Annotated in this window: 21 protein-coding genes and 1 tRNA gene; 10 read left to right on the top strand and 12 right to left on the bottom strand. The window is 64.6% G+C overall.

Annotation, left to right across the window (positions count from 1 at the left end; translation table 11 throughout):
* Window positions 1-375: 375 nt before the first annotated feature.
* Window positions 376-1725 carry a carbohydrate porin gene (locus P6U24_RS19395; protein ID WP_407154129.1) on the top strand — a complete coding sequence of 450 codons (1350 nt, stop codon included), beginning with the start codon at window positions 376-378 and terminating at the stop codon, window positions 1723-1725.
* Between the two features lie 163 nt (window positions 1726-1888).
* Here P6U24_RS19395 and P6U24_RS19390 read toward each other — a convergent pair whose 3' ends face one another.
* Both P6U24_RS19390 and P6U24_RS19385 read right to left on the bottom strand, forming a co-directional pair.
* A complete protein-coding gene (locus tag P6U24_RS19390) occupies window positions 1889-2113 on the bottom strand; it encodes a hypothetical protein (RefSeq protein ID WP_407154128.1) in 225 nt (74 codons plus the stop codon).
* A 231-nt stretch (window positions 2114-2344) separates the two neighbouring features.
* Window positions 2345-2539: a DUF3072 domain-containing protein gene (locus tag P6U24_RS19385; RefSeq protein ID WP_407154127.1), complete on the bottom strand. Its 195-nt coding sequence runs from the start codon at window positions 2537-2539 to the stop codon at window positions 2345-2347.
* Between the two features lie 90 nt (window positions 2540-2629).
* Between P6U24_RS19385 and P6U24_RS19380 the strand changes: the two genes are divergently transcribed.
* Together P6U24_RS19380 and P6U24_RS19375 are read left to right on the top strand one after the other, a co-directional pair.
* Entirely contained in the window at window positions 2630-2863 is a 234-nt protein-coding gene (locus P6U24_RS19380; RefSeq protein ID WP_407154126.1) for a hypothetical protein, read from the top strand.
* Window positions 2860-3084 carry a hypothetical protein gene (locus P6U24_RS19375; protein WP_407154125.1) on the top strand — a complete coding sequence of 75 codons (225 nt, stop codon included), beginning with the start codon at window positions 2860-2862 and terminating at the stop codon, window positions 3082-3084. Before P6U24_RS19380 ends, P6U24_RS19375 begins: the two co-directional genes overlap by 4 nt.
* A gap of 304 nt (window positions 3085-3388) precedes the next feature.
* Here P6U24_RS19375 and P6U24_RS19370 read toward each other — a convergent pair.
* The 3 genes from P6U24_RS19370 to P6U24_RS19360 all read right to left on the bottom strand — a co-directional run bounded on the left by P6U24_RS19370 (window position 3389) and on the right by P6U24_RS19360 (window position 7347).
* Window positions 3389-3464 (bottom strand) — tRNA-Lys (locus P6U24_RS19370).
* Between the two features lie 230 nt (window positions 3465-3694).
* Window positions 3695-6385, bottom strand: coding sequence for a glycosyltransferase (locus P6U24_RS19365; RefSeq protein WP_407154124.1), 2691 nt, complete (start codon window positions 6383-6385; stop codon window positions 3695-3697).
* A gap of 386 nt (window positions 6386-6771) precedes the next feature.
* Window positions 6772-7347 (bottom strand): beta-1-3, beta-1-6-glucan biosynthesis protein, encoded by a 576-nt coding sequence (locus P6U24_RS19360; protein WP_407154123.1) that lies wholly within the window; start codon window positions 7345-7347, stop codon window positions 6772-6774.
* Between the two features lie 351 nt (window positions 7348-7698).
* On the opposite strand from P6U24_RS19360, the gene P6U24_RS19355 reads away from it, so the two are divergent.
* On the top strand, window positions 7699-9321 hold the full coding sequence (locus P6U24_RS19355) for a beta-(1-6) glucans synthase (protein ID WP_407154122.1): 1623 nt from the start codon (window positions 7699-7701) through the stop codon (window positions 9319-9321).
* Here P6U24_RS19355 and P6U24_RS19350 read toward each other — a convergent pair.
* The gene (locus tag P6U24_RS19350) at window positions 9281-9661 is read right to left on the bottom strand and encodes a hypothetical protein (RefSeq protein ID WP_407154121.1); all 381 of its coding nucleotides are present in this window, start codon (window positions 9659-9661) and stop codon (window positions 9281-9283) included. The genes P6U24_RS19355 and P6U24_RS19350 overlap by 41 nt on opposite strands.
* A gap of 220 nt (window positions 9662-9881) precedes the next feature.
* Window positions 9882-11306, bottom strand: coding sequence for a hypothetical protein (locus P6U24_RS19345; protein ID WP_407154120.1), 1425 nt, complete (start codon window positions 11304-11306; stop codon window positions 9882-9884).
* A 130-nt stretch (window positions 11307-11436) separates the two neighbouring features.
* Here P6U24_RS19345 and glmU point away from each other — a divergent pair, with 130 nt between their 5' ends.
* Window positions 11437-12795 (top strand): bifunctional UDP-N-acetylglucosamine diphosphorylase/glucosamine-1-phosphate N-acetyltransferase GlmU, encoded by a 1359-nt coding sequence (gene glmU / locus P6U24_RS19340; protein ID WP_407154119.1) that lies wholly within the window; start codon window positions 11437-11439, stop codon window positions 12793-12795.
* Between the two features lie 3 nt (window positions 12796-12798).
* On the opposite strand, the gene P6U24_RS19335 is transcribed toward glmU, so the two are convergent.
* Window positions 12799-13023, bottom strand: a complete 225-nt coding sequence (locus tag P6U24_RS19335) for a hypothetical protein (RefSeq protein ID WP_407154118.1) — start codon at window positions 13021-13023, stop codon at window positions 12799-12801.
* A gap of 221 nt (window positions 13024-13244) precedes the next feature.
* On the opposite strand from P6U24_RS19335, the gene glmS reads away from it, so the two are divergent.
* Window positions 13245-15071, top strand: a complete 1827-nt coding sequence (gene glmS, locus P6U24_RS19330) for a glutamine--fructose-6-phosphate transaminase (isomerizing) (RefSeq protein WP_407154117.1) — start codon at window positions 13245-13247, stop codon at window positions 15069-15071.
* An 85-nt stretch (window positions 15072-15156) separates the two neighbouring features.
* On the top strand, window positions 15157-15951 hold the full coding sequence (locus P6U24_RS19325) for a DUF502 domain-containing protein (RefSeq protein ID WP_407154116.1): 795 nt from the start codon (window positions 15157-15159) through the stop codon (window positions 15949-15951).
* Window positions 15952-16049: 98 nt separating this feature from the next.
* On the opposite strand, the gene P6U24_RS19320 is transcribed toward P6U24_RS19325, so the two are convergent.
* The 3 genes from P6U24_RS19320 to P6U24_RS19310 form a co-directional block, all read right to left on the bottom strand.
* The gene (locus P6U24_RS19320; RefSeq protein WP_407154115.1) at window positions 16050-16493 is read right to left on the bottom strand and encodes an EVE domain-containing protein; all 444 of its coding nucleotides are present in this window, start codon (window positions 16491-16493) and stop codon (window positions 16050-16052) included.
* A complete protein-coding gene (locus P6U24_RS19315) occupies window positions 16490-16864 on the bottom strand; it encodes a VOC family protein (protein ID WP_407154114.1) in 375 nt (124 codons plus the stop codon). Before P6U24_RS19315 ends, P6U24_RS19320 begins: the two co-directional genes overlap by 4 nt.
* An 84-nt stretch (window positions 16865-16948) precedes the next feature.
* Window positions 16949-17566 carry a helix-turn-helix transcriptional regulator gene (locus P6U24_RS19310; protein WP_407154113.1) on the bottom strand — a complete coding sequence of 206 codons (618 nt, stop codon included), beginning with the start codon at window positions 17564-17566 and terminating at the stop codon, window positions 16949-16951.
* A 225-nt stretch (window positions 17567-17791) separates the two neighbouring features.
* Here P6U24_RS19310 and P6U24_RS19305 point away from each other — a divergent pair, with 225 nt between their 5' ends.
* Window positions 17792-18616 (top strand): DUF1932 domain-containing protein, encoded by an 825-nt coding sequence (locus P6U24_RS19305; RefSeq protein ID WP_407160516.1) that lies wholly within the window; start codon window positions 17792-17794, stop codon window positions 18614-18616.
* Between the two features lie 267 nt (window positions 18617-18883).
* Here the strand turns inward: P6U24_RS19305 and recG are convergent, their stop codons facing one another.
* Complete coding sequence (gene recG / locus P6U24_RS19300; protein ID WP_407154112.1) at window positions 18884-20992, bottom strand: ATP-dependent DNA helicase RecG; 2109 nt, start codon at window positions 20990-20992, stop codon at window positions 18884-18886.
* A gap of 192 nt (window positions 20993-21184) precedes the next feature.
* Here recG and P6U24_RS19295 point away from each other — a divergent pair, with 192 nt between their 5' ends.
* Window positions 21185-21472 carry a succinate dehydrogenase assembly factor 2 gene (locus P6U24_RS19295; RefSeq protein WP_407154111.1) on the top strand — a complete coding sequence of 96 codons (288 nt, stop codon included), beginning with the start codon at window positions 21185-21187 and terminating at the stop codon, window positions 21470-21472.
* Between the two features lie 15 nt (window positions 21473-21487).
* Window positions 21488-25003 carry a transcription-repair coupling factor gene (mfd, locus tag P6U24_RS19290; protein ID WP_407154110.1) on the top strand — a complete coding sequence of 1172 codons (3516 nt, stop codon included), beginning with the start codon at window positions 21488-21490 and terminating at the stop codon, window positions 25001-25003.
* The last annotated feature ends 144 nt before the right edge of the window (window positions 25004-25147 follow it).

Here is a 25147-nt window from a genome sequence, read left to right as displayed (position 1 = left end):
GACGCCGGAGCGATTCCGGGCCGATGGAAACAGCTCGGTCTCTCCAGCGGACGCGCTCGGATTGCCGGCGCGCCTTTAGCAAAACTGCGCACCGGCCAAAGTTTGGACCACGGCGCCGCGGCGCGGCCCCACATGTGTCCCTTCCGTCACAGTTACCAACTTACCGAGCCGAACATATAGTATGACTATATGCACCGATCCCAATGTGCGTTAGGGAATCTGCGCCAACCTCCAGTTGATCGACGTCGCTTTTTTTCGGGGCAGCGGCCGAAATCGGGAATGCGGGGGAGGGGCGCGCGTTCCAGGCTTGAGGGCTTTGAGTGGGGACGTGACGTACAAATAGAAAAAGCCTGGGGACGTTGGAGGACCAGAAAAATGTTGCATAGGTCTGTAAAGACCGCACGCGTGTGCGCCGTCGGGGTCGCTTTGTCAGCTATGATGAGCGGAGGCGCGCATGCGGCCGACCTTTTGTCGAAAGCTCCGCCCGTACCTTATGCCGAGACCGATGATTTCTGGACCAGGCCTTATCTGTTTGGCGACCTCGGCAGGACCAGGCTGAAGGAGCAGGGCATCGATATCGGCCTTTCGCTGGGCAACGAATCCGTCGCCAATCTCTCGGGCGGAGACAGGAAAACCGGCGCCAATGCAGGACAGCTGTGGTTTGGGGCCAAGCTCGATATGGCCAAGCTTGCCGGCATCCCGGGCGGCACGGTGGGCCTCACGATCGTCGACCGCTTCGGCGACAATCTGAACAGCGAGGCCGGCATTCCGGCGCTGCAGCTGACCAACGAAGTCTTCGGCCGCGGCAACATCCTGCGCCTGACCGAACTCTACTACTCGCAAAAGCTGTTCGATAATCGCCTCGAACTTAAGGGCGGCCGTCTTCCTGTCGGCTCCGACTTCTTCTTCGGCCTCTGCGAGTTCATCAACCTGACCTTCTGCGGCGGCCAGCCCGGCAACATCCAGGGTGGCTACATCTATAACTGGCCGGTGAGCCAATGGGCCGGCGTCGCCCACTACAATATCACCAAGGAATTGCAGATTTCGGTCGGCGTCTACGATGCCAATCCGAATTATCTGACGACGTCGGAGCCGAGCGTCTACTTCCTGCCCGGCATTCCTCGCTCGAGCCCCGCCTCGGGCGTGCTGGTGCCGGTGGAGTTGGTCTATGCGCCAAGCGGTCCCTTGAACGGCACCTGGCGATTCGGCGGCTGGTATGACAACGCCTCGACGATCGATGGCGGCCTGCCGGGGATCATCACCACCATTCCGGGCGTCGGTGGTGTCCCGGACCAGAATCTCGGAGATCAACGGGGCCGGTGGGGCGTCTATGAGTCGATCCTGCAGCGGTTGACCGTTGATGGTCCCGGCGCGCTGGGTTGGTATACCTTCCTGAATACGACGGTCGCCGATCACCGGACCTCGTTCCAGGACTACCAGATCGCCTGGGGCATCAAGCACACCGGAACGTTCTCCTGGCGTCCTCAGGACGAAGTCGGCTTCGCGGTCGGCACGACTCACGTGAACTCAAGAGCGCTCAGCCTGAATGCGGGCGGCAACGAAATTCCGATCGAAGCCTGGTACGGCTGGCAGGCGACCGGCTGGCTGAACCTCAAGTTCGACGCTCAGTATGTGATCAATCCAGGCGGGCGCGGGTTCAATGCCGCGGGCATCAAGACCGACAATGCCTGGGTTCTCGGCATGCGCACCACGGTCCACTTCTGATGCCGCGGTAGCCATTCGAGCCGAAGCATCGCGCGTCTGACACGAGAGAAGAGGGCATGTCCATTAATGGACATGCCCTCGAACTTTGTCAGGTGCTGCCAGAGCGGTCAGCTCCGCCGGTCATGCGGTTCATGGTGTCGGTCGGCGCGGCAACCAAGCCGATTCAGGAGATCTCGCGTGGTAGCTTCCAGTCGGGCTTGGCCTTGTAGGTCTGCTCGACGTCTTCGACCTGCGCGACGTGATAGCCTGAGGGAAGGATCTGGCCGCCGGCTTCATCGGCGACCGGGACATCGGTCACGAGGCCATCGATCAAGGCCGCTTCCCAGACTTCCTTCTCGGTCGGGAACGCACCGCCGATCTGCGTGCTTCCGTCAAAGAGCGCGTACATCGCATCTCATCTCTTTGTTGTTTGAGCACGATCTCCGCACAAACGCTTCCGGCGTTTGTCGCGAGGGAACACCGGTTCCCATCCTCAGGTTCGCGGTCGTTCAGGATCGCGCTCTACGTCAAAACCCCGCCAGTTACCGGGTAACTGACGGGGCTATTGACTGATACTTCTGTCAGATTTCTCCCTCATCATATCAGCCGCCGACCCAACGGCGCGGCAGGCCCTTCGTTCCTATTTTCGTAAGCCGGCTTGTTGCCGCAGCTGGTCGATCAGTTCCGAGGCTTCAGCCTTTGTCAGATCCTGCTCGGTCGGATCCGGCTTGTGGGCCTGCTCGGCCAGGGTCTTCAGGTACGATTCCTGGGCGCCCGTCATCGGGTCTTCGCCCGACACCCAATCCTTCGGGTTCTTCTGCGTGTTATCAGGCATATCCACCTCCGTAGTCTTACTGCCAACGTCCGACTTGCAGATATGTTCCTGTTTTGTTCTTTTGAGGTGTTTCAAGAGGAGGATCGGGACATGCCGGACATTGATTTCATCCGAACCGAGATCGAGCGCAGGCGCGCGCAGGTCGGTCGGCAGCGGCGCGAGATTCTCGCGCTTCAGAAGGCCGGCGTCTCGACCAGCTCGGCCGAAGCGCTGCTCGAGCGGATGCTCGACCGAATCGACGAGCTGTGTGCCGAGCGAGACCGGCTGAAGGCGGCTACGCCGATTCGCCCATCGCAGGAAAAGCCGCTTGGAGGCCGGCCATGATGATGAAATATTTTAGCGACACCGACGACCATCCCGCCTTCATCAAGGCGCTCGCCGAGGTCCGGCGCATCGGCGTCCACGAGGGCTGGTGCTATCACCACGTCCAGGCGATCATCGTCGCGATCGACCAATACGCCGAGGCAGCGACCGGCAATCGCGAGTATTTCTGGAATAAGCCGCACTCGGCGGGTGAAGGACGCAGAAGCGGTGACGTTCCCTGAAATGAGGCAGCTGCTCAGGACAGCGCGAATGTCGAAATACAGAGTGGTGCTGGCTGCGCCGGCTGTCGGTTCGAAACCACAGATGCGAAGTCTGTGTCATGATCGACGACTTGTCAGAAGGTCGCCATGACCAGGCTATCCATTCTCCGCAAGGGCCGACCAATCGATCAAATCGATCTGCCACGGATGTAGCCTTCGGCTGCAACGGTCAGACGCGGTGAGTTGCGATCGCTGCCGGCATCACTTGAATTAATGGAAGGCAGTAGCCGCACACGTCGGCTGACTGTGAGCTTGATAGTGGAATTGGTGAGCGCGCTGGGGCTCGAACCCAGGACCCCGTGATTAAAAGTCACGTGCTCTACCGGCTGAGCTACGCGCTCGCTCCCAAGGGCGGCGACGACGGGAGCCGTCGGGCCCGGCATTTGGCCCCGTGATGCCAACGCTGTCGGCATCGGTCGGGTTCATCGGCACAGCAGGGACGACCCCAGCGATGGCCGCATTCGCTTTTTCGCCCGCGCTGTGTAGGGGGCGCGCCTGTTCCGGTCAATAGGCCCGCGCAGCTTAAACCACAACGGCGCACCTTTCCGAAATTGCCAGCGCCGGAAGGTGCTTAGCCGGCAATCCTTTCCTTTACCTTCTCCCGCTGCGCCATCGGCACGGTGGCCGGCTGCGGCAGCGAGCCGGCCAACTCCGGCACCCAGACCGGACGCAGGCCGATCAGCTCGGCGCTGCGCACGGCGCTGTTGCGCCAGAAGGCGAAGGAATTGGCCCGCGACATCTCCAGAAGCGCGATCGCCACCGCGGAGAGGAACGGCAGGCTTTCCAGGATCAGGACGGCGGCGAAGATGTAGAGCTCGACGATCTGCAAGGTGTTGGTGACGATCAGGACGGCCGCGCCGATCAGCAGCAGCACGCCAATCACGGCCTCCCAGAACGCCTGGAACTCGATCGACATCCGCGACAGGCCGCCCTTGGAGGTGCGGGCGAAGGCGAGATGCTCGGTGATCAGGCCCTGCGCCACCGCGCGGCTCACCGTCCATTGCACGCTCATCGCCGCCACCATCGCCCCCAGCATCTGCCAGGTCCGCACCGGCACGCGTAGCCGGTACAGGATGAGGAAGTGGGCCAACGAGACCACGAAGGCGGCAATGATCGGCAGGGTCAGGATCCGGTCCGGAATGGCGATGCCGGCGAAGGCGACGATCGGCACCCAGATCAGGTTGAGGATCGCCACCACGACGCCAAGACTCTCGGCTCCAAGCCAGTTCAGCCAGCCGAGCGCGAATTCGCGGCGCTGGTCCGGCGTCAGCTTGCTCTCGCCGGGCAGGAAGCGCCGCCAGTGCTTCTTGACGATCTGGAAGCCGCCATAGGCCCAGCGATGGCGCTGCTTCTTGAACGCCTCATAGGTGTCGGGCAGGAGGCCGCGGCCGTAGCGGGTGTTGGTGTAATGGGTCTGCCAGCCGAGCTCCTGGATGGCGAGGCCGAGATCGGTGTCCTCGCAGATCGTGTCGCTCGACCAGCCGCCGGCCATGTCCATCGCCGCGCGCCGGATCAGGCACATCGTGCCGTGCACGATGATGGCATTCTCCTCGTTGCGCTGGACCATGCCGATGTCGAAGAACCCCGCATATTCGCCGTTCATGATGTAGTGCATCAGCGACAGGTTCTCGTCGCGATGCTCCTGCGGTGCCTGCACGAGACCCACAGTCGGATCGGCAAAGGCCGGCACCAGGTCTCTCAGCCAGCCGGGCTCGACGACATAATCGGCATCGATGATGCCGATGATCTCGGCATCCGCCGCGGTACGGTCCATGGCGATGCGCAGCGCGCCGGCCTTGAAGCCCTTGACCTTCTCGGCATTGATGAACTTGAAGCGCTCGCCGAGCATGCGGCAGTGATCCTGGATCGGCTGCCAGAACGCCGGGTCAGGCGTGTTGTTGATGATGATGACGCATTCGTAATTCGGGTAGTCGAGCCGGGCGAGCGCATCCAACGTCTGCTTCAGCATCTCCGGCGGCTCGAAATAGGCCGGCACATGGATCGAGACTTTGGGGAAGGGGCCGTCATACGGAGCGGCCGCCGCGGCATCCCTGGTCAGCAGCCGCCGTGGCGGCCGGCCGAGCGCGATCGCGGCGATCTCCTCGATCCGCGCCATCGCAATCAGGATCAGCGGCACCAGTAAGGTGAGACCCAAAGTCAGCGCGAAGGCCGAGCCCCAGACGAAATAATGCACGGTCCAATAGGCGAAGATGGTGGAGACCCAGGCGCCGACGCCATGCGCCGTCACCGCCAGCACGAAGGCCTGCGGCACAGTGGGCTCGGTGATGCGCAGGATCGGCAGCGACATCAGGACGCCGACCAGAAGCGCTATAGTCGCGAGCTTCCAATAATCAGGGTTCACGATCGGTCCGGTCCAGGCGAATTTCGGCTCGCGTGCGGCGTTGAGAATGCCCCAATAGGGTCCGACGCCGCCCTCGAAATATTTCCAGGGCTGATCGAGCGCCTCGACGATGTTGTATTCCATGCCGATCGCCGTGGCCTGGGCGACGAAATTGCGGAGCACGCGCGCCTGCTCGAACGGACCGGGCACGGCCGAGGCGCGGTTATAGCCCTGGCTCGGCCAGCCGAACTCGGCGATCATGATGCGCTTGCCAGGAAACTGGTCATGCAACAGCTGATAGCGGTGCACCGCCTGATCGACCGCCTGGTCCGCAGTGTAGAATTCCCAGTAGGGCAGCACGTGCGCGGCGATGAAGTCGACATTGGCCGCCAGCTTGGGATTGTCACGCCAGGTGTTCCACACGTCGCCGGTGGTCACGGGCACGTTGACCGATTTCTTGACCCGCTTGATCTTCTCGATCAACTCATCGACCTTCTGCGTGTCGGTGAGGATGGTCTCGTTGCCGACCACGATGCCGATGACGTTGCTGTTGCGCCGCGCCAGGTTGATCGCGGACTGGATCTCGCGCTCGTTGCGTTCGGGATCCTTGTCGATCCAGGCCCCGAGCATCACCTTCAGCCCGAATTCGGCGGCGATCGGCGGCACCACCTCGATGCCACCGGTCGAGGAATACAGTCGGATTGCCCGCGTGATCGTGGCGAGCTTCTTCATGTCGGCCCGGATGCGATCCGGCGAGGCAACGGTGTCCACGTCGGGATGTCCGATACCTTCATGCGGATCGTAGGACACGCTGGGCAGCATGCCGGTGAAATCCGGAGCCTGCTGCTTCTCCTGCAGCAGCCCCCAGAGCGCGGCGTGCAGCGCGGTGACGAGGAGCAGGACGGCGACGACGGCGCGCATCGATCACACAACCATTCGTAGGATCAGTTAAGGGACGAAGCGGACCGGTCGATCGCCGTTCCGGCATTCACGGCCGGCTGCGGCACGTTCACGCGTGAGGAGTGGAGTCGACAGGGCACCGGAAAGCTACCGTTTTCATCTGGGATCTCTCGTGCAGTCCGAGCATCGGAGCAAGCTCCGGACATGCCGCTTCGAGGGCTGACAAAGCCCTTACGATGCTGAACGGAGCCTGAACCAGAGATGCGACCGCAAGGCGATGAAGTTGCAAATATTCTGCCACGCCAATTCGCAGCTGTCATGATGCATGATGCATGATGCCGCGGCGCGCAGGTGGGGGCTCGTCGCCGGCGATCGGATGCGTCCGTCCTTAAGCTCGGGTCTGCCAGTTACTTCGCCGGAGGCTGCGGCGAGGGCGAGGCTTGCGGCGCCGGCTGCGGCGATCCGGCCGGCGTCGGCGCGCCTGCCGGGGCAGGTGCGGACGCGGCGGCAGCCTGCTGCGGCGGCTGCGCCGCCGGATTGATCCAGCAGGAGTGGATGTGGTTGTTCAGTGAGTTCGGCACCTTCGGATCGACCTGGGGGATGAAGCGCGTGAAACAGCGGAACGCCGCCTGGATGTGGCCGCCGGGGCAGCCGAAGCGGTCATAGAGGTCGAGATGGCGGAAGGCGGTGTCGAGGTCGTCGTTGTAGATGAGCTGCACGGCGCGGCGGCCGAGCCAGACGCATTCCGGATTGCCGGCGGCATTGCCGCTGAGCGCTTGCGCTGCTTCGACGAATTCGTCGGTCTTGCGCTGGTTCTCCTTGGAGACCTCAGCGGGATTGGGGGCCTGCTGCTTCTGATCCTGGGGGTGATTGTCGCCATTGCTCTGGGCATAGGCGCCGGAAATGCCGAGCAGCACGGCAAGAGCGGGAGCGGCAAGATGGCGCAAAACCGAAACCTGAAGCTGAAGCACGCGTCGACCCATAAATTCCCCTGATATTGCCTTGCTGCCGTCCCGCTGCGAACGCATCGGTGATGCCGACGAAATGGGTCTCCAATGCGGCGAGAACGAGAGGCCTTGTCCCATCGTCCTGCTCCATTCCCTGACGTTCCGTCGCGAGCGGTGCGCACGCTCCATGCCAATGACCGGTATTTCCAATTTTGTCCAGCAAACTCACAACTTTATCACGCGATCGCAAAGGCTCGCCGGGCCCGCGATGCAACGTCGCACCCCGCCGGCCGACGGCACGGATTCGGCGGAGCTTCCGGCTGAGCCTCTGCAGAGGTCTTGGCAGACGGCCGCCGACCGGGTAATCGACGGGACCTTGCCTGGAGAATGGAACTGAAATCTCTTCGTACACCGCTGGCGCTCCTGCTCGTTTCGCTCGGGGTCATCGCTGCCATGTGGTGGTGGCTTGCCACGCCGATCACGCTTGCGCGCGCCCCGATCGAGCCCGACGCCAAGCTGCAATGCGTCTCCTACGCGCCGTTCCGTGGGGCGCAGTCGCCGCTCGATCCCACAACCCATATCGATGCCGACCAGATCGAGCAGGACCTCACTCAGCTCGCTCAGATCTCGGAATGCGTCCGCACCTATTCGATCGAGAACGGTCTCGACCAGGTGCCTTCTATTGCGGCCAAGGTCGGGCTCAAGGTGATCCAGGGCATCTGGCTCGGCAGCAACAAGCTGAAGAACCAGCAGCAGATCGCGACTGTGATCGGGCTGGTGAAGCAATTTCCCCAGGTGATCACCGCCGTCGTGGTCGGTAACGAGGTGCTGCTGCGCGGCGAGATGACGACCGCTGATCTTGCCGCGACCATCCGTAGCGTGAAGGCGCAGGTCACGGTTCCCATCACCTATGCCGACGTCTGGGAATATTGGCTGCGCAACCGGGAGATCTACGACACGGTCGATTTCGTTACCGTGCACATTCTGCCCTATTGGGAGGATTTTCCGATCCGGGCCAAGCTTGCCGCCGCCCACGTCGATATGATCCGTCAGCAGGTCGCGATCGCGTTTCCCGGCAAGGAGATCCTGATCGGCGAGACCGGCTGGCCGAGCGAGGGCCGCATGCGCGAGGGCGCACTGCCGTCGCGCGCCAACCAGGCCCGCGTGGTGTCCGAGATTCTCAGCCTCGCCAAGCGGGAGAATTTCCGGGTCAACCTGATCGAGGCCTATGACCAGCCCTGGAAGCGCAAGCTCGAGGGCACCGTCGGCGGCTATTGGGGCCTGTTCGACGCCGCCCGGCGCGCACTGAAATACCCGCCGGGCGAGCCGGTCAGCAACTTTCCGCTTTGGAAGCTGCAGATGGCCGGCGGCATGGGGCTGTCCTTCCTCGTGTTCCTGACGGGGTGGCTGACGGTGCGCCGCAAGCCATGGCCGCCGGGGCTCGCAGCCTGGCTGGCGGTTGCTGTGTCCGCGACGTCGGCCGGCGTCCTGCTTGGCATCGCCGTCGACAAGATGATCTATGAGAGCCTGGGCTTCGGCGGCTGGCTGCAATGGGGCGCGCTGCTCGCGGCCGGAGTGCTTGCGCCGATCGCGGGCGCGCACGCCATCATGGCCGGCCGGCCGCTGCCGACATTCCTTGACCTGCTTGGGCCGGTCGACGGCCGCAAGCACGGACTGTCATCCTATCTGCTCGGCCTCGCGCTGATGGTGACGGTGCTGATCGGCGCCGAGACCGCGCTCGGCTTCGTGTTCGATCCGCGTTACCGCGACTTCCCCTTCGCCAGCCTGACCATGGCGGTGGTGCCGTTCGCACTGCTGCTGCTCAATCGCCCGGCGCAAGGCGTGCGCCCGATCGCGGAGGCCACCTTCGCGGGCCTGCTGGCGTTGTCGGCGATCTACATCGGCTTCAACGAAGGCCGCGCCAATTGGCAGGCGCAGTGGACCTGCGCCCTCTATCTCGTGCTGGCGATCACGCTGTGGCGGGCGCGGGCCGCGCAAAGCCCAAAATGAGCAGGCCGATCGCCAGCCCCGACAGCACGATATTGTAGAGCACGATCCCGAGCCCCGCGGCGATCAGCCCGCCCGTCAGGAGCACGATCGATGGCCGCATCACGTGCAGGATCGCAATGACCAGCGCGGTGGCGCCGAACACCGAGTTCTTGAACAGGGCGGTTGCGACCATCCGGCTCTTGCAGATCATGGTCTGCAGGCCGGCGTCGCAGGCGAGCGCGGTGGTCGAGAATTCGATTCCGAAATAGCGCAGGTAGAGGGCAGAGCCGACGGTAACGAAGCCGACGATCAGGAGCCACTGCACCTGATAGGGCGAAAGGCGGAACGGGGTCTTCTTCATGCGGCGGACTATGCTGCGGAACGGCAGGGCCGACAAGGGCTAAACCCACCTAGAGCGTTTTCAAGCGAAGTGGATGCCGGTTCGCGTCAAGAAAACGCGTCAAAACAATAAACTAAAGCCTCCGTTCCGATTCAAATCGGAACGGAAGAGGCTCTTACGGGCTGCTTTCGCGGACACCGCCAAGTGGTTCATCGATAAGCCCGATCGAGGCCTGGCCGGGCTATTGCTGGGGCTGCTGCCGGTGGAACAGCGACGACAACGTGTTCGGCTCCGGCTTCGGCGGTTCCGCTGGCGGAGCTGCGGCGGCAGGCGGTGCTGGCGGCTGCGGCTCCCGGACAGCGCCATGGCGCTGTTGCGGCCAGACGCGGCGGCGCTGCGCCGGCGGCGCTCCAGTGGCCGCATTGGTGGTGGCTGCGGGCTTCTGCCCGGCAGCGGCCGGCTTGGCCGCGTCGGATCCAGCCTCGTTGTCGCGCATCGCCAATCGCTGGCCGTCATAGACAGCGGTCTCGCAGGGACGCTGGCGCTCGGCGAGGCTCGCGCAGATCCTGGCGGCAGCAGCCGCATCGTTCAGCGGTCCGGCACCGAGCCGAAGCTGCATGCCGAGACCGCCATTGCCTTCCTTCACCATGATGATCGGGCTCAGCGCCGCAAGCTCGCCATTGGCTTTCGCCAGTCCGCGCCACAGTGCGCGCAGCCCATTGACCGAATTGGCCGTGCCGAGATCGACCGCGAACTCGGTCTTCTGCACCGGGCTGGATGCCGCCTCGGCGGGCTCGCCGGCATTGGCCTCCGCCTGCGCAGCGTCGTCAGACCTGGCGCTGCTCTTCGGTTCGGGGCTGGGATCGGATTTTGCCGTCTTGTCGGAGTCGACCGGCTTGGAGCCGAGCGGATCGGACGGCGCCATGATCGATTTTGGCGCGAACAGCGAGGCGGCGGAAGAGGGCGGATTGGAGAGAGCCGGTGCGGCCGCCATGGCCGACAGCGTTGCCGCGGACGGCTGCGCCGGCGAGACGCCGCTCTGCTTGCCGGCATCGGCGTAGCTCTTGTCGATACCAGTCGCACTGGTCGTCACGACCGGTACCACGGCCGGCGTGGCGATGCCGGAGACTGCGCCGGAGGTTACCGCCGTCTGTGAGGACGGGCCTGCAGCGGGTCCTTGCGAGTCGGCGCTTGCCACTTGCGTTGCGGACTGGGCTGTCGTTTGGGCGGAGGTTTGTGCGATTGCACCCTGCGGCTTGGCCGCGGCCTGCGCCGGGCCCTGCTTGGCGAGAGCGCCGGTGACGGACTCCAGACCCTGTTCCAGCACGGTCACGCGCGCATAGAGCCGGTCGCGGTCATTGTTCAGCGTCTCGATCGCGGCGGTGAGCTGGCGCGCTTGATTCTGGCTGTCGCGGGCCTGCGACTGCAGCAACTGCGCCTGCCGCGCCAGCTCCGCCATGGACGACTGGTCGCGACGCCAGCTCTGCGCGCCCTGATTGGCGAGTACGGCCACGATAACCGTGCCGATCGCCGCCGTACCCCACCAACCAATCCGCCATAATGCGCGGCGGTCGAATTCCTTCTCGTCGGCGAGCAGGCCGGACAGCATGCTGTCGGTCTTCTCGGCCTTGAGGGCGGCCGCCTTTCTGTCGGAGTCCTTTGCCATTCACCTTCAGCCCTGCCGAATCATGCCGGAACATTACCAGGAAAAGTACCGGCAGCTTCAGCCGGCGCGGCTTGCCTCGTCCAGAAAACGCTTTATGACGGCGGTGTATTGTTCCCGCATCAGGAAGCTCATGACCGCTCGTTCCAGCCTGACAGTTGTGCTCGCGGCAGGTGAGGGCACGCGCATGCGTGCGACCTTGCCGAAGGTGCTGCATCCAGTTGCCGGCGAGTCGCTGCTCGCGCATGTCCTGGCTGCCGCCTCGAAAGGTGAGGGCGCGCGACTGGCGGTCGTGATCGGTCCCGAGCATCACAGCGTGGAGCAGGAGGTGAAGCGCCTGCGTCCTGACGCCGACGTTTTCGTGCAGCGTGAGCGTCTCGGCACGGCCCATGCCGTGCTGGCGGCGCGCGAGGCGATCGTTCGCGGCGCCGACGACCTCTTGGTCGCCTTCGGCGACACGCCATTGATTTCGGCCGAGACCTTTGCACGATTGCGTGCACCGCTCGCGACAGGAGCAGCCGTCGCCGTGCTCGGCTTCCGTGCCGCCGATCCCACCGGCTATGGACGCCTATTGCTCAGGGATGGCAGGCTGGTCGCGATCCGCGAGCAGGCCGATGCGAGCGAGGACGAGCGCAAGGTCACGTTGTGCAATGCCGGCGTGATGGCGTTCGACGGACGCAAGGCGCTTCAGATCCTGGACAGGATCGATAACGCCAACAAGAAGGGCGAATATTATCTGGTCGACGCGGTCGCCATCGCGCGCGACATGGGATTGGAGGCGGTCGTGATCGAGACGTCCGAGGACGAGGTGCGTGGCATCAACACCAAGGCCCAGCTCGCGGAAGCCGAGAGCGTGATGCAGACGCGGCTGCGACAGGCCGCCATGGAGGCCGGAGTCACCCTGATCGCGCCCGAGACCGTCTATCTCGCCGCCGACACCACATTCGGCAAGGACGTCACCATCGAGCCCTTCGTGGTGATCGGCCCGGGCGTGTCGATCGGCGATGGTGCCGTGATCCATTCCTTCTCGCACATCGTGCAGGCCTCGATCGGCAAGAAGACCTCGGTCGGTCCCTATGCGCGGATCCGGCCGGGCACCTCGCTCGGCGACGGCGCGAAGATCGGCAATTTCGTCGAGGCCAAAGCCGCCATCCTGGAGGAGGGCGTCAAGGTCAACCATCTCTCCTATATCGGCGACGCAGAGGTCGGCGCGAACACAAATATCGGCGCCGGCACCATCACCTGCAATTACGACGGTTTCGGCAAGCACAAGACGCTGATCGGCAAGGGCGCCTTCATCGGCACCAACACCTCGCTGGTCGCGCCGGTCAAGGTCGGAGCAGGGGCCTATATCGGCTCGGGCTCGGTGATCACGGCTGACGTGCCTGACGATGCGCTGGCGCTGGAGCGCAGCCCGCAGACCGTCCGCGAAGGCGGCGCCACGCGGTATCGCGAGTCCAAGCTACGCGACAAGAAGCCGAAGGGCGCGTGAGCCTTAGTCTTCACCGCCCTCGAATTCGGAGAACATCGCGCGCGTCAGGCGCCAGCCGCGCCGCGTCGCATGGCGGACCGGCTCGCCGCTCTTGCTGCGTTTGACCGCCTTGGGTGTGAGCTGCTGACCCATGGTCGGGGGCGGCCAATGGGCGAGATGGCTGCCGCCGGTCTCGCGGGTGTGCAGGGGACTGGTGCCTTTGGGATCACGCCATTTGCGATCGGTCATGGGACGACCTCCGGATGAGACATTGTCAGCTCAAATGTCTTGACCGCGTGTTAAGCTGCGGCGGGCGGACGGCGTCCGATGTCCGGGAATGCCGGGGATTAAGCTTTCCACTTAACCCTGTCGCAATCCGCAATAATTATTGAATCCTGAAGCTGCAGTTATTTCGTTAAGAGAATCCCGAAGTTTCGAATCTCTTTCGATGATTTGAGGAATTGCACGATATGTGCGGAATTGTCGGCATTTTGGGGCGTGAGCCGGTCGCCGAGCAACTGGTGGACTCGCTCAAGCGGCTCGAATATCGCGGCTATGATTCCGCTGGAGTTGCGACGCTCGAAGGCGGCAAGCTCGAACGTCGGCGCGCCGAGGGCAAGCTGAAGAATCTGGAAGCGTTGCTGGGCACCAGGCCGCTGAAGGGATTCACCGGCATCGGCCATACCCGCTGGGCCACGCACGGCAAGCCGACCGTGAACAATGCGCATCCGCATGCGACCGATCGTGTCGCCGTGGTCCACAATGGCATCATCGAGAATTTCCATGAGCTGCGCGAAGCCCTGCAGAAGAAGGGCACGGTATTCGCAACCGAGACCGACACCGAGATTGTCGTGCATCTGGTCGACGATCTGCTCAGCCAGGGTTGGTCGCCGGTCGATGCGGTCAGGGAGACGCTCGGCAAGCTGAAGGGCGCGTTCGCGCTCGGCTTCATCTTTGCCGGCCAGGACGATCTGATGATCGGCGCGCGCAACGGTCCGCCGCTCGCGGTCGGCCATGGCACGGGCGAGATGTATCTGGGGTCGGACGCGATCGCGCTCGGGCCGTTCACCGACAGCATCAGCTATCTGGAAGATGGCGACTGGGTCGTGCTGACCCATGATGGCGCGACCGTCTATGATCGCAACAACGCGGCCGTGCATCGCGAGATCGTCAAGCACGGACCGACCACGTCGCTGGTCGACAAGGCGAACTACCGCCACTTCATGGCCAAGGAGATCCACGAGCAGCCGGAAGTCGTCGGCCATACGCTGGCGCGCTATATCGACATGGCGACCGAGCGCGTGGCGCTGCCGGCAAGCCTGCCGTTCGATTTCAAGGATATCCAGCGCATCTCGATCACCGCCTGCGGCACCGCGAGCTATGCCGGCTATGTCGGCAAATACTGGCTCGAGCGGCTGGCGCGTGTTCCGGTCGAGCTCGATGTCGCCTCCGAGTTCCGCTATCGCGAGGCGCCGCTGCGCAAGGGTGATCTGGCGATCTTCATCTCGCAATCGGGCGAGACCGCCGACACGCTGGCGGCGCTGCGCTACGCCAAGGCGCAGGGCGTGCACACGCTCTCGGTCGTGAACGTGCCGACCTCCACGATCGCGCGCGAGAGCGAGATCGTGATGCCGACCTTGGCCGGTCCGGAGATCGGCGTCGCCTCGACCAAGGCTTTTACCTGCCAGCTTATGGTGCTGGCGGCGCTATCGATCGCGGCCGGCCGCGCCCGCGGCGAATTGTCCGAAGAAGACGAAGCCAAGCTGGTGCACGGGTTGGTCGAGGTTCCCAGGTTGATCTCGGCGGCGCTGACCACCGAGCTTCAGATCGAGAAGCTCGCGCGCGAGATCGCCAAGTCGAAGGACGTGCTCTATCTCGGCCGCGGCACCTCGTTCCCGCTCGCGCTCGAGGGCGCGCTGAAGCTGAAGGAAATCTCCTACATCCACGCCGAAGGCTATGCCGCCGGCGAGCTCAAGCACGGGCCCATTGCTCTGATTGACGAAAACATGCCGGTTGTCGTGATCGCGCCCTATGACAAGGTGTTCGAGAAGACGGTCTCGAACATGCAGGAGGTCGCGGCGCGTGGCGGCAACATCATCCTGATGACGGACGCACGCGGCGCAGCCGAGGCCACTGTGGAATCGCTGGTCACCATCACCCTTCCGGACATGGCGGCGATGTTCACGCCGATCGTCTACGCTGTTCCCGTGCAGCTTCTGGCCTATCATACCGCCGTCATCATGGGCACGGACGTGGATCAGCCACGAAATCTCGCCAAATCGGTCACGGTGGAATAGCGGCAGAAGATACCGCAAACGTCTTCCGGTCTTTAAAAATCTGCTAAGAGACCTAGCTGAGATTTGACCGGATCCGGAAGCCTGCATGAGTTCCCGCGACGACCTGCCGCCGCAGACAGAGCCGCCCATCGCACCCGTGGAACACCCCTCTCACGGCGGGGTGATGGCACGATTTCGCAATTATTTCCTCACCGGCCTGGTCGTTGCGGGACCAGTCGTCGTCACGCTCTACATCACCTGGTGGTTCGTCACCTGGGTGGATGGGCTGGTGCGGCCGTTCGTGCCGTCGGCCTATCGTCCCGAGACTTATCTGCCGTTCGGGGTTCCAGGGTCGGGACTGATTGTCGCAGTCGTCGCCCTGACCTTGCTCGGCTTCCTCACCGCCAATCTGATCGGACGCACGCTGGTCGATCTCGGCGAGCGGCTGCTCGGACGCATTCCAGCCGTGCGCGCCATCTATCGCGGCCTCAAGCAGGTGTTCGAGACGCTGTTCTCCGGCAAGGGCTCGAGCCTGCGCCGGGTGGGACTGGTCGAGTTCCCATCACCCGGCATGTGGTCCATCGTGCTGATCTCGCAGCCGCCGAATGGTGAGGTCGCCGACCGTCTGCCGGGGCAGGAGGAGCATATCTCGGTGTTCCTGCCCTGCGCGCCGAACCCGACCACCGGCTTCTTCTTCTACGTGCCGAAGAGCAAGATCATCGAGATCGAGATGAGCGCGGAGGACGCGGCCACCCTGATCATGTCGGCCGGCGTGGTGCAGCCCGGCTCGGACCAGCAGAAGAAGGTCGCGGCGCTCGCCAACATGGCCAACACCGCGCGGATTGCCAACGGGAGCGCAACGCCCACGGTGCTGCAGCCAGAGCCGGCCAAGGTGGACTAGAGCCTTTTCCGTTCCGATTGAATCGGAACGGGGCTCTAGCTTCTTGTTTTGACGCGTTTTCTTGACGCGAACCGGTATCCACTTCGCTTGAAAACGCTCTAGCTCAGCCTCTCCATTCCAAGCCTCGCTCCCATGGCCTCGGCGATCCGCTTGATGTCATCGGGATCGACCTTGAAGAGGCCAAAGCGCAGCTTGTAACCCCAGTTGCCGTTGTTGCGCGAGAATGACAAATCGCGCAGAAGCGGATGGATCGGAGTCGGATAGGCGCGGTGCCAGGCCACATCGCGTCGAAACGGCGCAAAACCGTTCCCCATATCGACCTGATAGGGCGCGCGCGGCTCCACGACGCCGATTGCGGTAAATGCCTGCAGCCGGTCGCGCCCGCCGAACGTCTCGGTGGGCGAGTAATAGGCGACGAGATCTCCTGCGGTGAGCCGGCGCAGCGGCGCCGCCTTGCCGTGGCAGACCTGCATGAAGCCGCCGGCGTAGCCCATTCGAACATGCGCCGCCGACGCCACCGCGATCCATCCGGTCGAGCTCATGATCCGGCCCCTGGCGCGAACACGCGCAGCCGGTGACCATCGGGATCAAGCGCAACGAAAGTGGTGCCGAAATCCATCGCGGTCGGGGCTTGCGCGATGGCAAGGCCGCGCGCGGCCCACTCGCGGTGAAGCTCGCCGACATCAGCGGCATCCGCTACGGTGAACGCGATTTCGCTTGCGCCGCCGGCGCCGGTCGCGGCCGGTTCGACCGCCTGACGCGACCATAGGCCGAGCATGGTATCATCGCTGAGCGGGAGCATGGCGAAGGTCGGCGATTGCTCGCGCACCGGCCGTCCAAGAAGGTCTGCATAGAAGCCAGCGCTCTTGGGCGGATTGTCGACATAGAGGATCAGGAAACTGAAGTTGGGCATCGTGCTGCTCTCTCATTGGCGCGACGGCGTCGCATCGGAAGAGAGGTAGCCGACGGCACTGTCAGATTCTGTCAGTAGCGACGCTCAAGGCTCCTGGATGCCTTCACGCGTTCGCCACTCCCTGAGCAGCACCGATCGGCGGCGCGGATAGCGAGCCGTTGTTTGCGAAAGGCTGCTGATACGGTCGGCGCGGAAGTGGCGATAGTCCGCCCGGAGCTCGCACCAGGCCGCGATCATCTGCACCTCGTCGAAGAAGCCCATCGCGAACGGCCAGATCAGGCGCCGTGTGGTTACGCCGTCGTCGTTACAATAGCTGATATCGAGCTTGTGCTCGTGCCGGATCGCGAGGCGGAGCGCCGCCAGCGTCGCATCGTCAGCGACCGTTTCCTTGCCGGTCCCGACCAGGAGACTGGTCGCATTGATGTTGTCGGCAAGGTCGGAGGGGAGCACGGCTTCGATTCTCGCGAGCGCATTGCGGGCTGCGGCGCCCAGCGCCGCGTCGGCGCGCTTCGTCACCCAGCGCGCTCCGAGGACCAGGGCTTCGATTTCCTCCTCCGTGAACATCAACGGCGGCAGCAGGTAGCCGGAGCGCAGCACGTAACCGATGCCGGCTTCGCCGTCGATCGGGGCACCCTCGGCGCGCAGGGTCTGGATGTCACGATAGAGCGTGCGCAGCGAGACGCCGGTCTCCTCGGCCAGCACCGTGCCGATTACCGGGCGGCGGTGCCGGCGCAGGACCTGAAGCAGACTGAGCAGACGTTGCGAGCGGGACATCGATCGAGTGTGCCAAACGTTGCTGCCAGAATGTGTCAGCAGCCTCGCGTATTCCGCGCTTCTGTGCAGGTGTGAGTTCCGATTAAGCTGCGATACCGTCAGGAATCGGAGCTTGCCATGATCCCCAGCATCGCCATCCTCGCGCCCGGCGCCATGGGCAGCGCGGTCGCCGCGCGTCTCGCCGAACACGGCGCCAAGGTGCTGACCTTGCTGGACGGGCGCAGCGAGGCGACAAGGAAGCGTGCCACTGCTGCCGGCATGGTCGCGAGCACCGATGCCGAGATCGCCAGTGCCGACATCATCCTGTCGATCGTGCCGCCGGCCGAGGCGCTGCCGCTCGCCGAGCATCTGGCGACGCAGATCACGCGGAGTGCGAACAAGCCGGTCTATGTCGACTGCAATGCGGTCAATGTCGAGACGGTGCGAAAGGTCGAGGACGTGATCCTGTCCTCCGGTGCGCGTTTCGTCGACGCCGGGATCATCGGCGTTCCGCCGAAGCCAGGCAGCCAAGGACCCGCATTCTACGTCAGCGGCGAGGCGGCCGGCGAGCTCGGCGCGCTGCGTGATCTCGGGCTGGACCTGCGGATCATCGCAGGACCGGTCGGCGCGGCATCGGCGCTCAAAATGTCCTATGCCGGCATCAACAAAGGGCTGACCGGGCTTGGGGCCGCCATGGCGCTGGCCGCGACCCGCGCGGGCGCCGCGGATGCGCTGCGCGACGAGCTCGCGCTCAGCCTGCCGGCCGTGCAGGCGCGGCTCGCCACCGCGCTGCCGGACATGCTGCCGAAGGCCTATCGCTGGGTCGCGGAGATGCGCGAGATCGCAGGCTTTCTTGGGCAAGATCACCCGGCCGCGCTGATCTACGAAGGCTTTGCGCGGCTGTTCGAGCATATCGCGAGGGACGTGCAGAGCGAGGGGACGGACGCAGCAAAGCTCGTCGCCTTTGCCGAGAGCTGCAAGGCGAACAAGTCCGAATGAAGTCGCATGGTGCTGGCAGGTTGTAGCCCGGGTGAGCGCAAGCGATACCCGGGACGCTCCCGCAAATCGCTCCGCTCATGCGGTACGATCCTGCAAAGCGAACAAGCCGGCGTGAGCCTTCGTCATTGCGAGCCAACGGGTCCGCGCGAACGCGCGGCCCGATGACAGGCTCCGCGAAGCAATCCAGAGCCAGGAAGGAAGTCTGGATTGCTTCGTCGCTGGCGCTCCTCGCAATGACGGATGAAGAATCGATTTTCTCTCATCTTTCTACCCCGCGCTCAGCAGCGGAATCGCCTCGTCGCGTTCGTAGAGATAGAGCAGGCAGCGCAATGCCTCGCCCCGCGGGCCCTTCAGTTTCGGATCGTCCTTCAGGATGCGCAGCGCCTCGTCGCGCGCTTGCGTGATCAGCTGGGCGTGCACCTCGGGGCGGGCGATGCGATAGCCGGGTAGGCCGCTCTGGCGCACGCCGAGCACGTCGCCTTCGCCGCGCAGCTTCAGATCCTCCTCGGCGATGCGGAAGCCGTCGGTGGTCTCGCGGATCACAGCGAGCCGCGATTTCGACATCTGCCCGAGCGGCTCGTGGTAGAGCAGGATGCAGGTGGAGGCCTCCGAGCCGCGGCCGATGCGGCCGCGCAACTGGTGCAGTTGCGCGAGGCCAAAGCGCTCGGCGTTCTCGATCACCATGATGGTTGCGGCCGGCACGTCGACGCCGACCTCGACCACGGTGGTCGCCACCAGCAGCTTGATCTCATGGGCCGCGAACTGGCCCATGACGCGATCTTTCTCGGCGCCCTTCATCTGGCCATGGACCAGGCCGACATCGGCGCCAAATCGCTTTTGCAGGCTCTCGAACCGCTCGGTCGCGTTGGTGAGATGGTCGGTACCCTCGGCCTCGGATTCCTCCACCAGCGGGCAGATCCAGTAGACGAGCTTGCCGGCCTTCAGCGCGCGCCCGATCGCTTCCATCACCTCGCCAAGTCGCGTGTCCGGCACTGCGCGGGTATCGATCGGCTGGCGGCCGGCCGGCTTCTCGCGCAGCTCGGAGATGTCCATGTCGCCGAAATAGGTCAGCACCAGGGTGCGCGGGATCGGCGTCGCCGAGAGCACCAGCACATCGACGGCTTCGCCCTTGGAGGTCAACGCCAGCCGCTCGCGCACGCCGAAGCGATGCTGCTCGTCGACGATGGCCAGCGCAAGCGACTTGAAGACCACGTCGTCCTGGATCAGCGCGTGGGTGCCGACCAGAATATCGATCTCGCCGGATTCGAGACGCGCGAGAATGTCGCGGCGCTCCTTGCCTTTCTCGCGGCCGGTCAGGATCGCAACCTTCACGCCGGCGCGCTCGGCGAGCGGTGCGATGGTCTTGGCGTGCTGGCGCGCCAGGATCTCGGTCGGCGCCATCAATGCCGCCTGCTTGCCAACTTCGGCGACCGCGGCGGAGGCCAGCAGGGCGACCACGGTCTTGCCGGAGCCGACATCGCCCTGCAGCAGGCGGAGCATGCGGACCGGCTTCGACAGATCCTCCGCGATCGCCGCCATCGCCTGTTGCTGCGAGGAGGTGAGCGCATAGGGCAGAGCGTCGATGATCTTATGGCGCAGATGGCCGTCGCCGGCGTGGCGGTTGCCGGCCGGACGGCGCAGCTGCGCGCGCACCAGCGTCAGCGCCAGTTGGCCGGCGAGCAGCTCGTCGAAGGCGAGGCGCGACCAGAACGGCCCATCGGGCAGGATGTCGGTGATCTCCTGGGGGACGTGCACGCGGGTTAGCGCGTCCTTCAGCGGCGGGAAGTTGCAGCGGCTGATGACCTCAGGGCTGATCCATTCCGGTAAAGCCGGCAGCTTGGCCAGCGCCTGCGCGATCGCGCGCCGCAGCGATCCCTGCGCAAGTCCTTCCGTCAAGGGATAGACCGGATCGATGCCGGAGAGTTTGGCGAACGCCGCCTCGTCGACAATGCGGTCCGGATGGATGATCTGTGGGATGCCGTCATACATCTGCACCATGCCGGAGACGTAGCGCTTGGCGCCGACCGGCAGCATCTTCTCGACGTAATCGGGCCGGCCGCGGAAGAAGGTCAGCACCACGTCGCCGGTCTCGTCGCTGGCATAGACGAGGTAGGGCGCGCGCTTGTTGCGGGGCGGTGGCGGGCGGTGGCGGTCCACCGTCACTTCCAGCGTGACGACGGTTCCCGTCATCGCGTCGCGGACCTTCGGCCTATTCCGGCGGTCGATCACGCTGGACGGCAGGTGCAGCAAGAGGTCGACTAGGCGCGGGGTCTCGCTGCGGCCGAGCAGATAACGCAACAGTCCGTCCTGCTTAGGCCCGACGCCGGGCAGGCTGGTGACCTCAGCGAACAGCGGGTTGAGGAGGGCGGGGCGCATGGGCGACACTTAAGACGGTTTCACAGCCGGGATAGCTGGCTTTGGCACGGCTTCCACCTGTTTTTTCGAGGAGACGGCGGCAGCATGCCGGGCTTGCACCGGAAGGGTGCTGACAGCGCGGCGGCGCGCCGCTATATCAAAGCGCGCCCGGCCACGTCCGGGCTTTCTGCGTTTCACTGCCAAGGTATTTCGATGACCGGGACGACACGATCGAGCGATGGGCTGGACGCGCGGCGCAAGCGGCTCTTGTTCCGCTGCTGGCATCGCGGTACCCGCGAGATGGATCTGATCCTTGGTCGCTTCGCCGACGCCGAGATCGGCGCATTGAGCGAGGGCGAGCTCACTGAGCTGGAACAGCTGCTCGAGATTCCCGACCCGGATTTCTATGCGGCGGTGACCGACAACCAGCCCTTGCCGCAGGATGCACCCGGCGCGTTGTTCGAGCGCATCAAGGCGTTTCGCGCTGTGGATCGGGATTGATTTGGACTCCGTGTGATGAAGACGACTGCTAAGTCTCCCGCCGAACAGCTCGCGCCCGGCCGAGCGCTCACGCTGGCCAACGTAGCCGAAGGCGCCGAGGCGCTGGTGACAGCTGACCTCGCGCGCGCCGTGGCGGCGCGGCCGAAGCCGCCGGCCGTGAGCCTTGCGGTGGTCTGCCGCGATGGCGGGCGGATGCAGCAACTGGCCCGCGCGCTGGAGTTCTTCGCGCCCGATCTGCCGGTCATGCAGTTTCCGGCCTGGGACTGCCAACCCTATGACCGCGTCTCGCCACATGGCGGCATCCTGGCGCAGCGCGTCACCACCCTGGCGCGGCTGTCGCGCCTCGTCGGCAGCGACAAGCCGCTGATCGTGCTGACCACCGTGAACGCGATCGTGCAGCGCGTGCCGACGCGCGACACCATGGCCGGGCAGGCGCTGTCGGTGGCCCCCGGCAATGTCATACCGATGGACTCCGTGGTCGCCTGGCTCGAGCACAATGGTTACGTCAGGTCGTCGACCGTGCGCGAGAGCGGCGAATATGCCGTGCGCGGCGGCATACTCGATCTGTTTCCGGCCGGCCTCGACCAGCCGGTGCGGTTCGACTTCTTCGGTGACAGCCTGGAATCGATCCGCTCCTTCGATGCCGAGACCCAGCGCACGCTGCTCGACATGCGATCGCTCGACCTGGTGCCGGTGTCGGAATTCCAGCTCGTCACCGATACCATCCGCCGCTTCCGCATGGGCTATGTCGCCGAATTCGGCGCGCCCGAGCGCGACGATGCGCTCTACGAGGCCGTCAGCGAGGGCCGCCGCTATCCCGGCATGGAGCACTGGCTGCCGTTGTTCCACGACAAGATGGAAACGCTGTTCGACTATCTGCCGGGCACGCCTGTGGTGATCGAGCCGCAGGGCGAGGACGCCGCGCGCGAGCGCTTCAAGCAGATCATCGATTACTACGACGCGCGGCGTGAGGCGATGGAGCATCCCGGCGGCGGCGCGATCTACAAGCCTTTGACGGTCAATAGGCTGTATCTGACTGCGAGCGAATGGTCCGAGCGGCTCGCCGCCGTGCCGCTGGCGCGACTGACGCCGTTCGCCGTGCCCGAGGATGCCGGCGTGATCGACATCGGCGCACGACAGGGGCGCAATTTCGCGCCCGAGCGCAACGATGCAGCAGTCAACGTGTTCGAGGCCGTGGTGGCGCATGTGCAGGCGCTGCAATCGGTGCGCAAGAAGGTCGTGATCGCGCTGTGGAGCGAGGGCTCGCGCGATCGCATGATGAGCATGCTGAGGGACCACAAGCTGACGCAAATCCAAAGCGTCAACACCTGGCGCATGGTGCAGGCGACGCCGCGCAACGAGACCATGCTCGCCGTGCTCGGGCTGGAGACCGGCTTCGAGACCGACCAGATCGCCGTCATCTCCGAGCAGGATATTCTCGGCGACCGCCTGGTGCGGCCGCGCAAGGCCAGCCGCAAGCTCGACAATTTCATCTCGGAGGTGACGAGCCTTTCGGTCGGCGACATCGTCGTGCACGTCGACCATGGCATCGGCCGCTTCGTCGGGCTGCAGACGCTCGAGGTCGCCGGCGCGCCGCATGACTGTCTCGAGTTGCGCTACGCGGCCGAGACCAAGCTGTACCTGCCGGTCGAGAATATCGAGCTGCTGTCGCGCTATGGCTCCGACCAGACCAACGTCGAATTGGACAAGCTCGGCGGCAGCGGCTGGCAGACCCGCAAGGCCAAGCTGAAGAACCGCATCCGCGAGATCGCGGGCGAATTGATCAAGATCGCCGCCGAGCGGCAGCTGCACGAGGCGCCGAAGCTGCCGGTGCAGCCCGGTCTTTATGACGAGTTCTGCGCACGCTTCCCCTATGACGAGACCGAGGATCAGCTCTCGGCGATCCAGGCCACGCTCGCCGATCTCGAACGTGGTCGGCCGATGGACCGCCTGATCTGCGGCGATGTCGGCTTCGGCAAGACCGAGGTGGCGCTGCGCGCGGCCTTCGCGGTCGCGCTGGAAGGCAAGCAGGTCGCTGTGGTGGTGCCGACCACGCTGCTCGCGCGCCAGCACGCCAAGAACTTCACTGAGCGTTTCCGCGGCTTCCCGGTCAATGTGGCACAGGCTTCCCGACTGGTCTCGACCAAGGAACTCAATCAGGTCAAGAAGGGTCTGACCGACGGATCGGTCGACATCGTGGTTGGCACGCATGCGCTGCTCGGCAAGGCGATCAAGTTCCGCGACCTCGGCCTCCTGATCGTCGATGAGGAGCAGCATTTCGGCGTCAGCCACAAGGAGCGACTGAAGCAGCTCCGCGCCGAGGTGCATGTGCTGACCTTGTCGGCGACGCCAATCCCTCGCACGTTGCAGCTCGCCTTGACCGGGGTGCGCGAGCTCTCGATCATCGCCTCGCCGCCGGTCGATCGGCTCGCGGTGCGCACCTTCGTCGCGCCGCATGATCCGGTGATGATCCGCGAGGCCTTGCTGCGCGAGCGCTATCGCGGCGGCCAGGCGTTCTATGTGGTGCCTCGGATCGAGGACCTTGCCGGCGTCAAGGAATTCCTCGACAAGACCGTGCCGGAGATGAAGGTCGCGGTGGCCCACGGCCAGATGTCGCCGACCATGATCGAGGACATCATCTCGGCATTCTACGACGGCAAGTTCGATATCCTCTTGTCGACCACGATCGTGGAATCCGGCCTCGACATTCCCCGTGCCAACACGCTGATCGTGCACCGCGCCGACATGTTCGGCCTCGCCCAGCTCTATCAGTTGCGCGGCCGTGTCGGCCGCTCGAAGCTGCGTGCCTATGCGCTGTTCACGTTGCCGGCGCAGCAGAAGATCTCGGCGCAGGCCGAGAAGCGGCTCACCGTGCTGCAATCGCTGGAGACGCTGGGGGCAGGCTTCCAGCTCGCCAGCCACGACCTCGACATCCGCGGCGCCGGCAATCTACTCGGCGAGGAGCAGTCCGGCCACATCAAGGAGGTCGGCTTCGAGCTGTATCAGTCGATGCTGGAGGAGGCGATCGTCAATCTCAAGGCCGGCGTCACAGAGCCGACCGTCGACCGCTGGTCGCCGCAGATCACGATCGGCATGCCGGTCCTCATTCCTGAAGACTACGTCTCCGACCTCTCCGTGCGGCTGTCGCTGTATCGCCGGCTCGCCGATCTCGAAACCGACGAGGAGATCGACAATTTCGCAGCCGAGCTGCGCGACCGTTTCGGCAAGCTGCCGGACGAGACCCGCTATCTGTTCAAGGTCGCCGCGATCAAGAACTACTGCCGCAGAGCCAATGTCGAGAAGGTCGATGCCGGCCCGAAGGGTGCGGTCATCTCCTTCCGCGACAACGCGTTTGCGCAGCCGGACCGGCTGGTCGCCTTCATCAAGCGGCACGGCCAGGCCGCCAAGGTACGCCCCGACATGAAGGTGGTGTTCCTGCAGGTATGGGAAACCCCGGAGGAGCGGCTCGCCGGCACCACCGACATCCTGCGCGACCTTGCCGACCTCGCGGAAGCCAAGAAGGCGGCGTGAGTAGAAGACTCTCGTCCTGAGGAGCGCGCCCTGCGCGCGTCTCGAAGGGCGAGGCTCGGCATCGGACGCATGGTTCTCCTGGCGAACTAAGGCGCGTCGTCATTGCGAGGAGCGTTAGCGACGAAGCAATCCAGAGTCGCGCAC

Source organism: Bradyrhizobium sp. STM 3557 (assembly GCF_045571465.1).
In the GTDB taxonomy this organism is placed as follows: domain Bacteria; phylum Pseudomonadota; class Alphaproteobacteria; order Rhizobiales; family Xanthobacteraceae; genus Bradyrhizobium.
This window is presented reverse-complemented; position numbering and strand designations above follow the sequence as displayed.

Excerpts from the sequence above, each read along its gene's own strand:
- P6U24_RS19395 (WP_407154129.1), top strand. The coding sequence starts at position 376 with ATGTTGCATAGGTCTGTAAAGACCGCACGCGTGTGCGCCGTCGGGGTC.
- P6U24_RS19390 (WP_407154128.1), bottom strand. The coding sequence starts at position 2,113 with ATGTACGCGCTCTTTGACGGAAGCACGCAGATCGGCGGTGCGTTCCCG.
- P6U24_RS19385 (WP_407154127.1), bottom strand. The coding sequence starts at position 2,539 with ATGCCTGATAACACGCAGAAGAACCCGAAGGATTGGGTGTCGGGCGAA.
- P6U24_RS19380 (WP_407154126.1), top strand. The coding sequence starts at position 2,630 with ATGCCGGACATTGATTTCATCCGAACCGAGATCGAGCGCAGGCGCGCG.
- P6U24_RS19375 (WP_407154125.1), top strand. The coding sequence starts at position 2,860 with ATGATGATGAAATATTTTAGCGACACCGACGACCATCCCGCCTTCATC.
- P6U24_RS19365 (WP_407154124.1), bottom strand. The coding sequence starts at position 6,385 with ATGCGCGCCGTCGTCGCCGTCCTGCTCCTCGTCACCGCGCTGCACGCC.
- P6U24_RS19360 (WP_407154123.1), bottom strand. The coding sequence starts at position 7,347 with ATGGGTCGACGCGTGCTTCAGCTTCAGGTTTCGGTTTTGCGCCATCTT.
- P6U24_RS19355 (WP_407154122.1), top strand. The coding sequence starts at position 7,699 with ATGGAACTGAAATCTCTTCGTACACCGCTGGCGCTCCTGCTCGTTTCG.
- P6U24_RS19350 (WP_407154121.1), bottom strand. The coding sequence starts at position 9,661 with ATGAAGAAGACCCCGTTCCGCCTTTCGCCCTATCAGGTGCAGTGGCTC.
- P6U24_RS19345 (WP_407154120.1), bottom strand. The coding sequence starts at position 11,306 with ATGGCAAAGGACTCCGACAGAAAGGCGGCCGCCCTCAAGGCCGAGAAG.
- glmU (WP_407154119.1), top strand. The coding sequence starts at position 11,437 with ATGACCGCTCGTTCCAGCCTGACAGTTGTGCTCGCGGCAGGTGAGGGC.
- P6U24_RS19335 (WP_407154118.1), bottom strand. The coding sequence starts at position 13,023 with ATGACCGATCGCAAATGGCGTGATCCCAAAGGCACCAGTCCCCTGCAC.
- glmS (WP_407154117.1), top strand. The coding sequence starts at position 13,245 with ATGTGCGGAATTGTCGGCATTTTGGGGCGTGAGCCGGTCGCCGAGCAA.
- P6U24_RS19325 (WP_407154116.1), top strand. The coding sequence starts at position 15,157 with ATGAGTTCCCGCGACGACCTGCCGCCGCAGACAGAGCCGCCCATCGCA.
- P6U24_RS19320 (WP_407154115.1), bottom strand. The coding sequence starts at position 16,493 with ATGAGCTCGACCGGATGGATCGCGGTGGCGTCGGCGGCGCATGTTCGA.
- P6U24_RS19315 (WP_407154114.1), bottom strand. The coding sequence starts at position 16,864 with ATGCCCAACTTCAGTTTCCTGATCCTCTATGTCGACAATCCGCCCAAG.
- P6U24_RS19305 (WP_407160516.1), top strand. The coding sequence starts at position 17,792 with ATGGGCAGCGCGGTCGCCGCGCGTCTCGCCGAACACGGCGCCAAGGTG.
- recG (WP_407154112.1), bottom strand. The coding sequence starts at position 20,992 with ATGCGCCCCGCCCTCCTCAACCCGCTGTTCGCTGAGGTCACCAGCCTG.
- P6U24_RS19295 (WP_407154111.1), top strand. The coding sequence starts at position 21,185 with ATGACCGGGACGACACGATCGAGCGATGGGCTGGACGCGCGGCGCAAG.
- mfd (WP_407154110.1), top strand. The coding sequence starts at position 21,488 with ATGAAGACGACTGCTAAGTCTCCCGCCGAACAGCTCGCGCCCGGCCGA.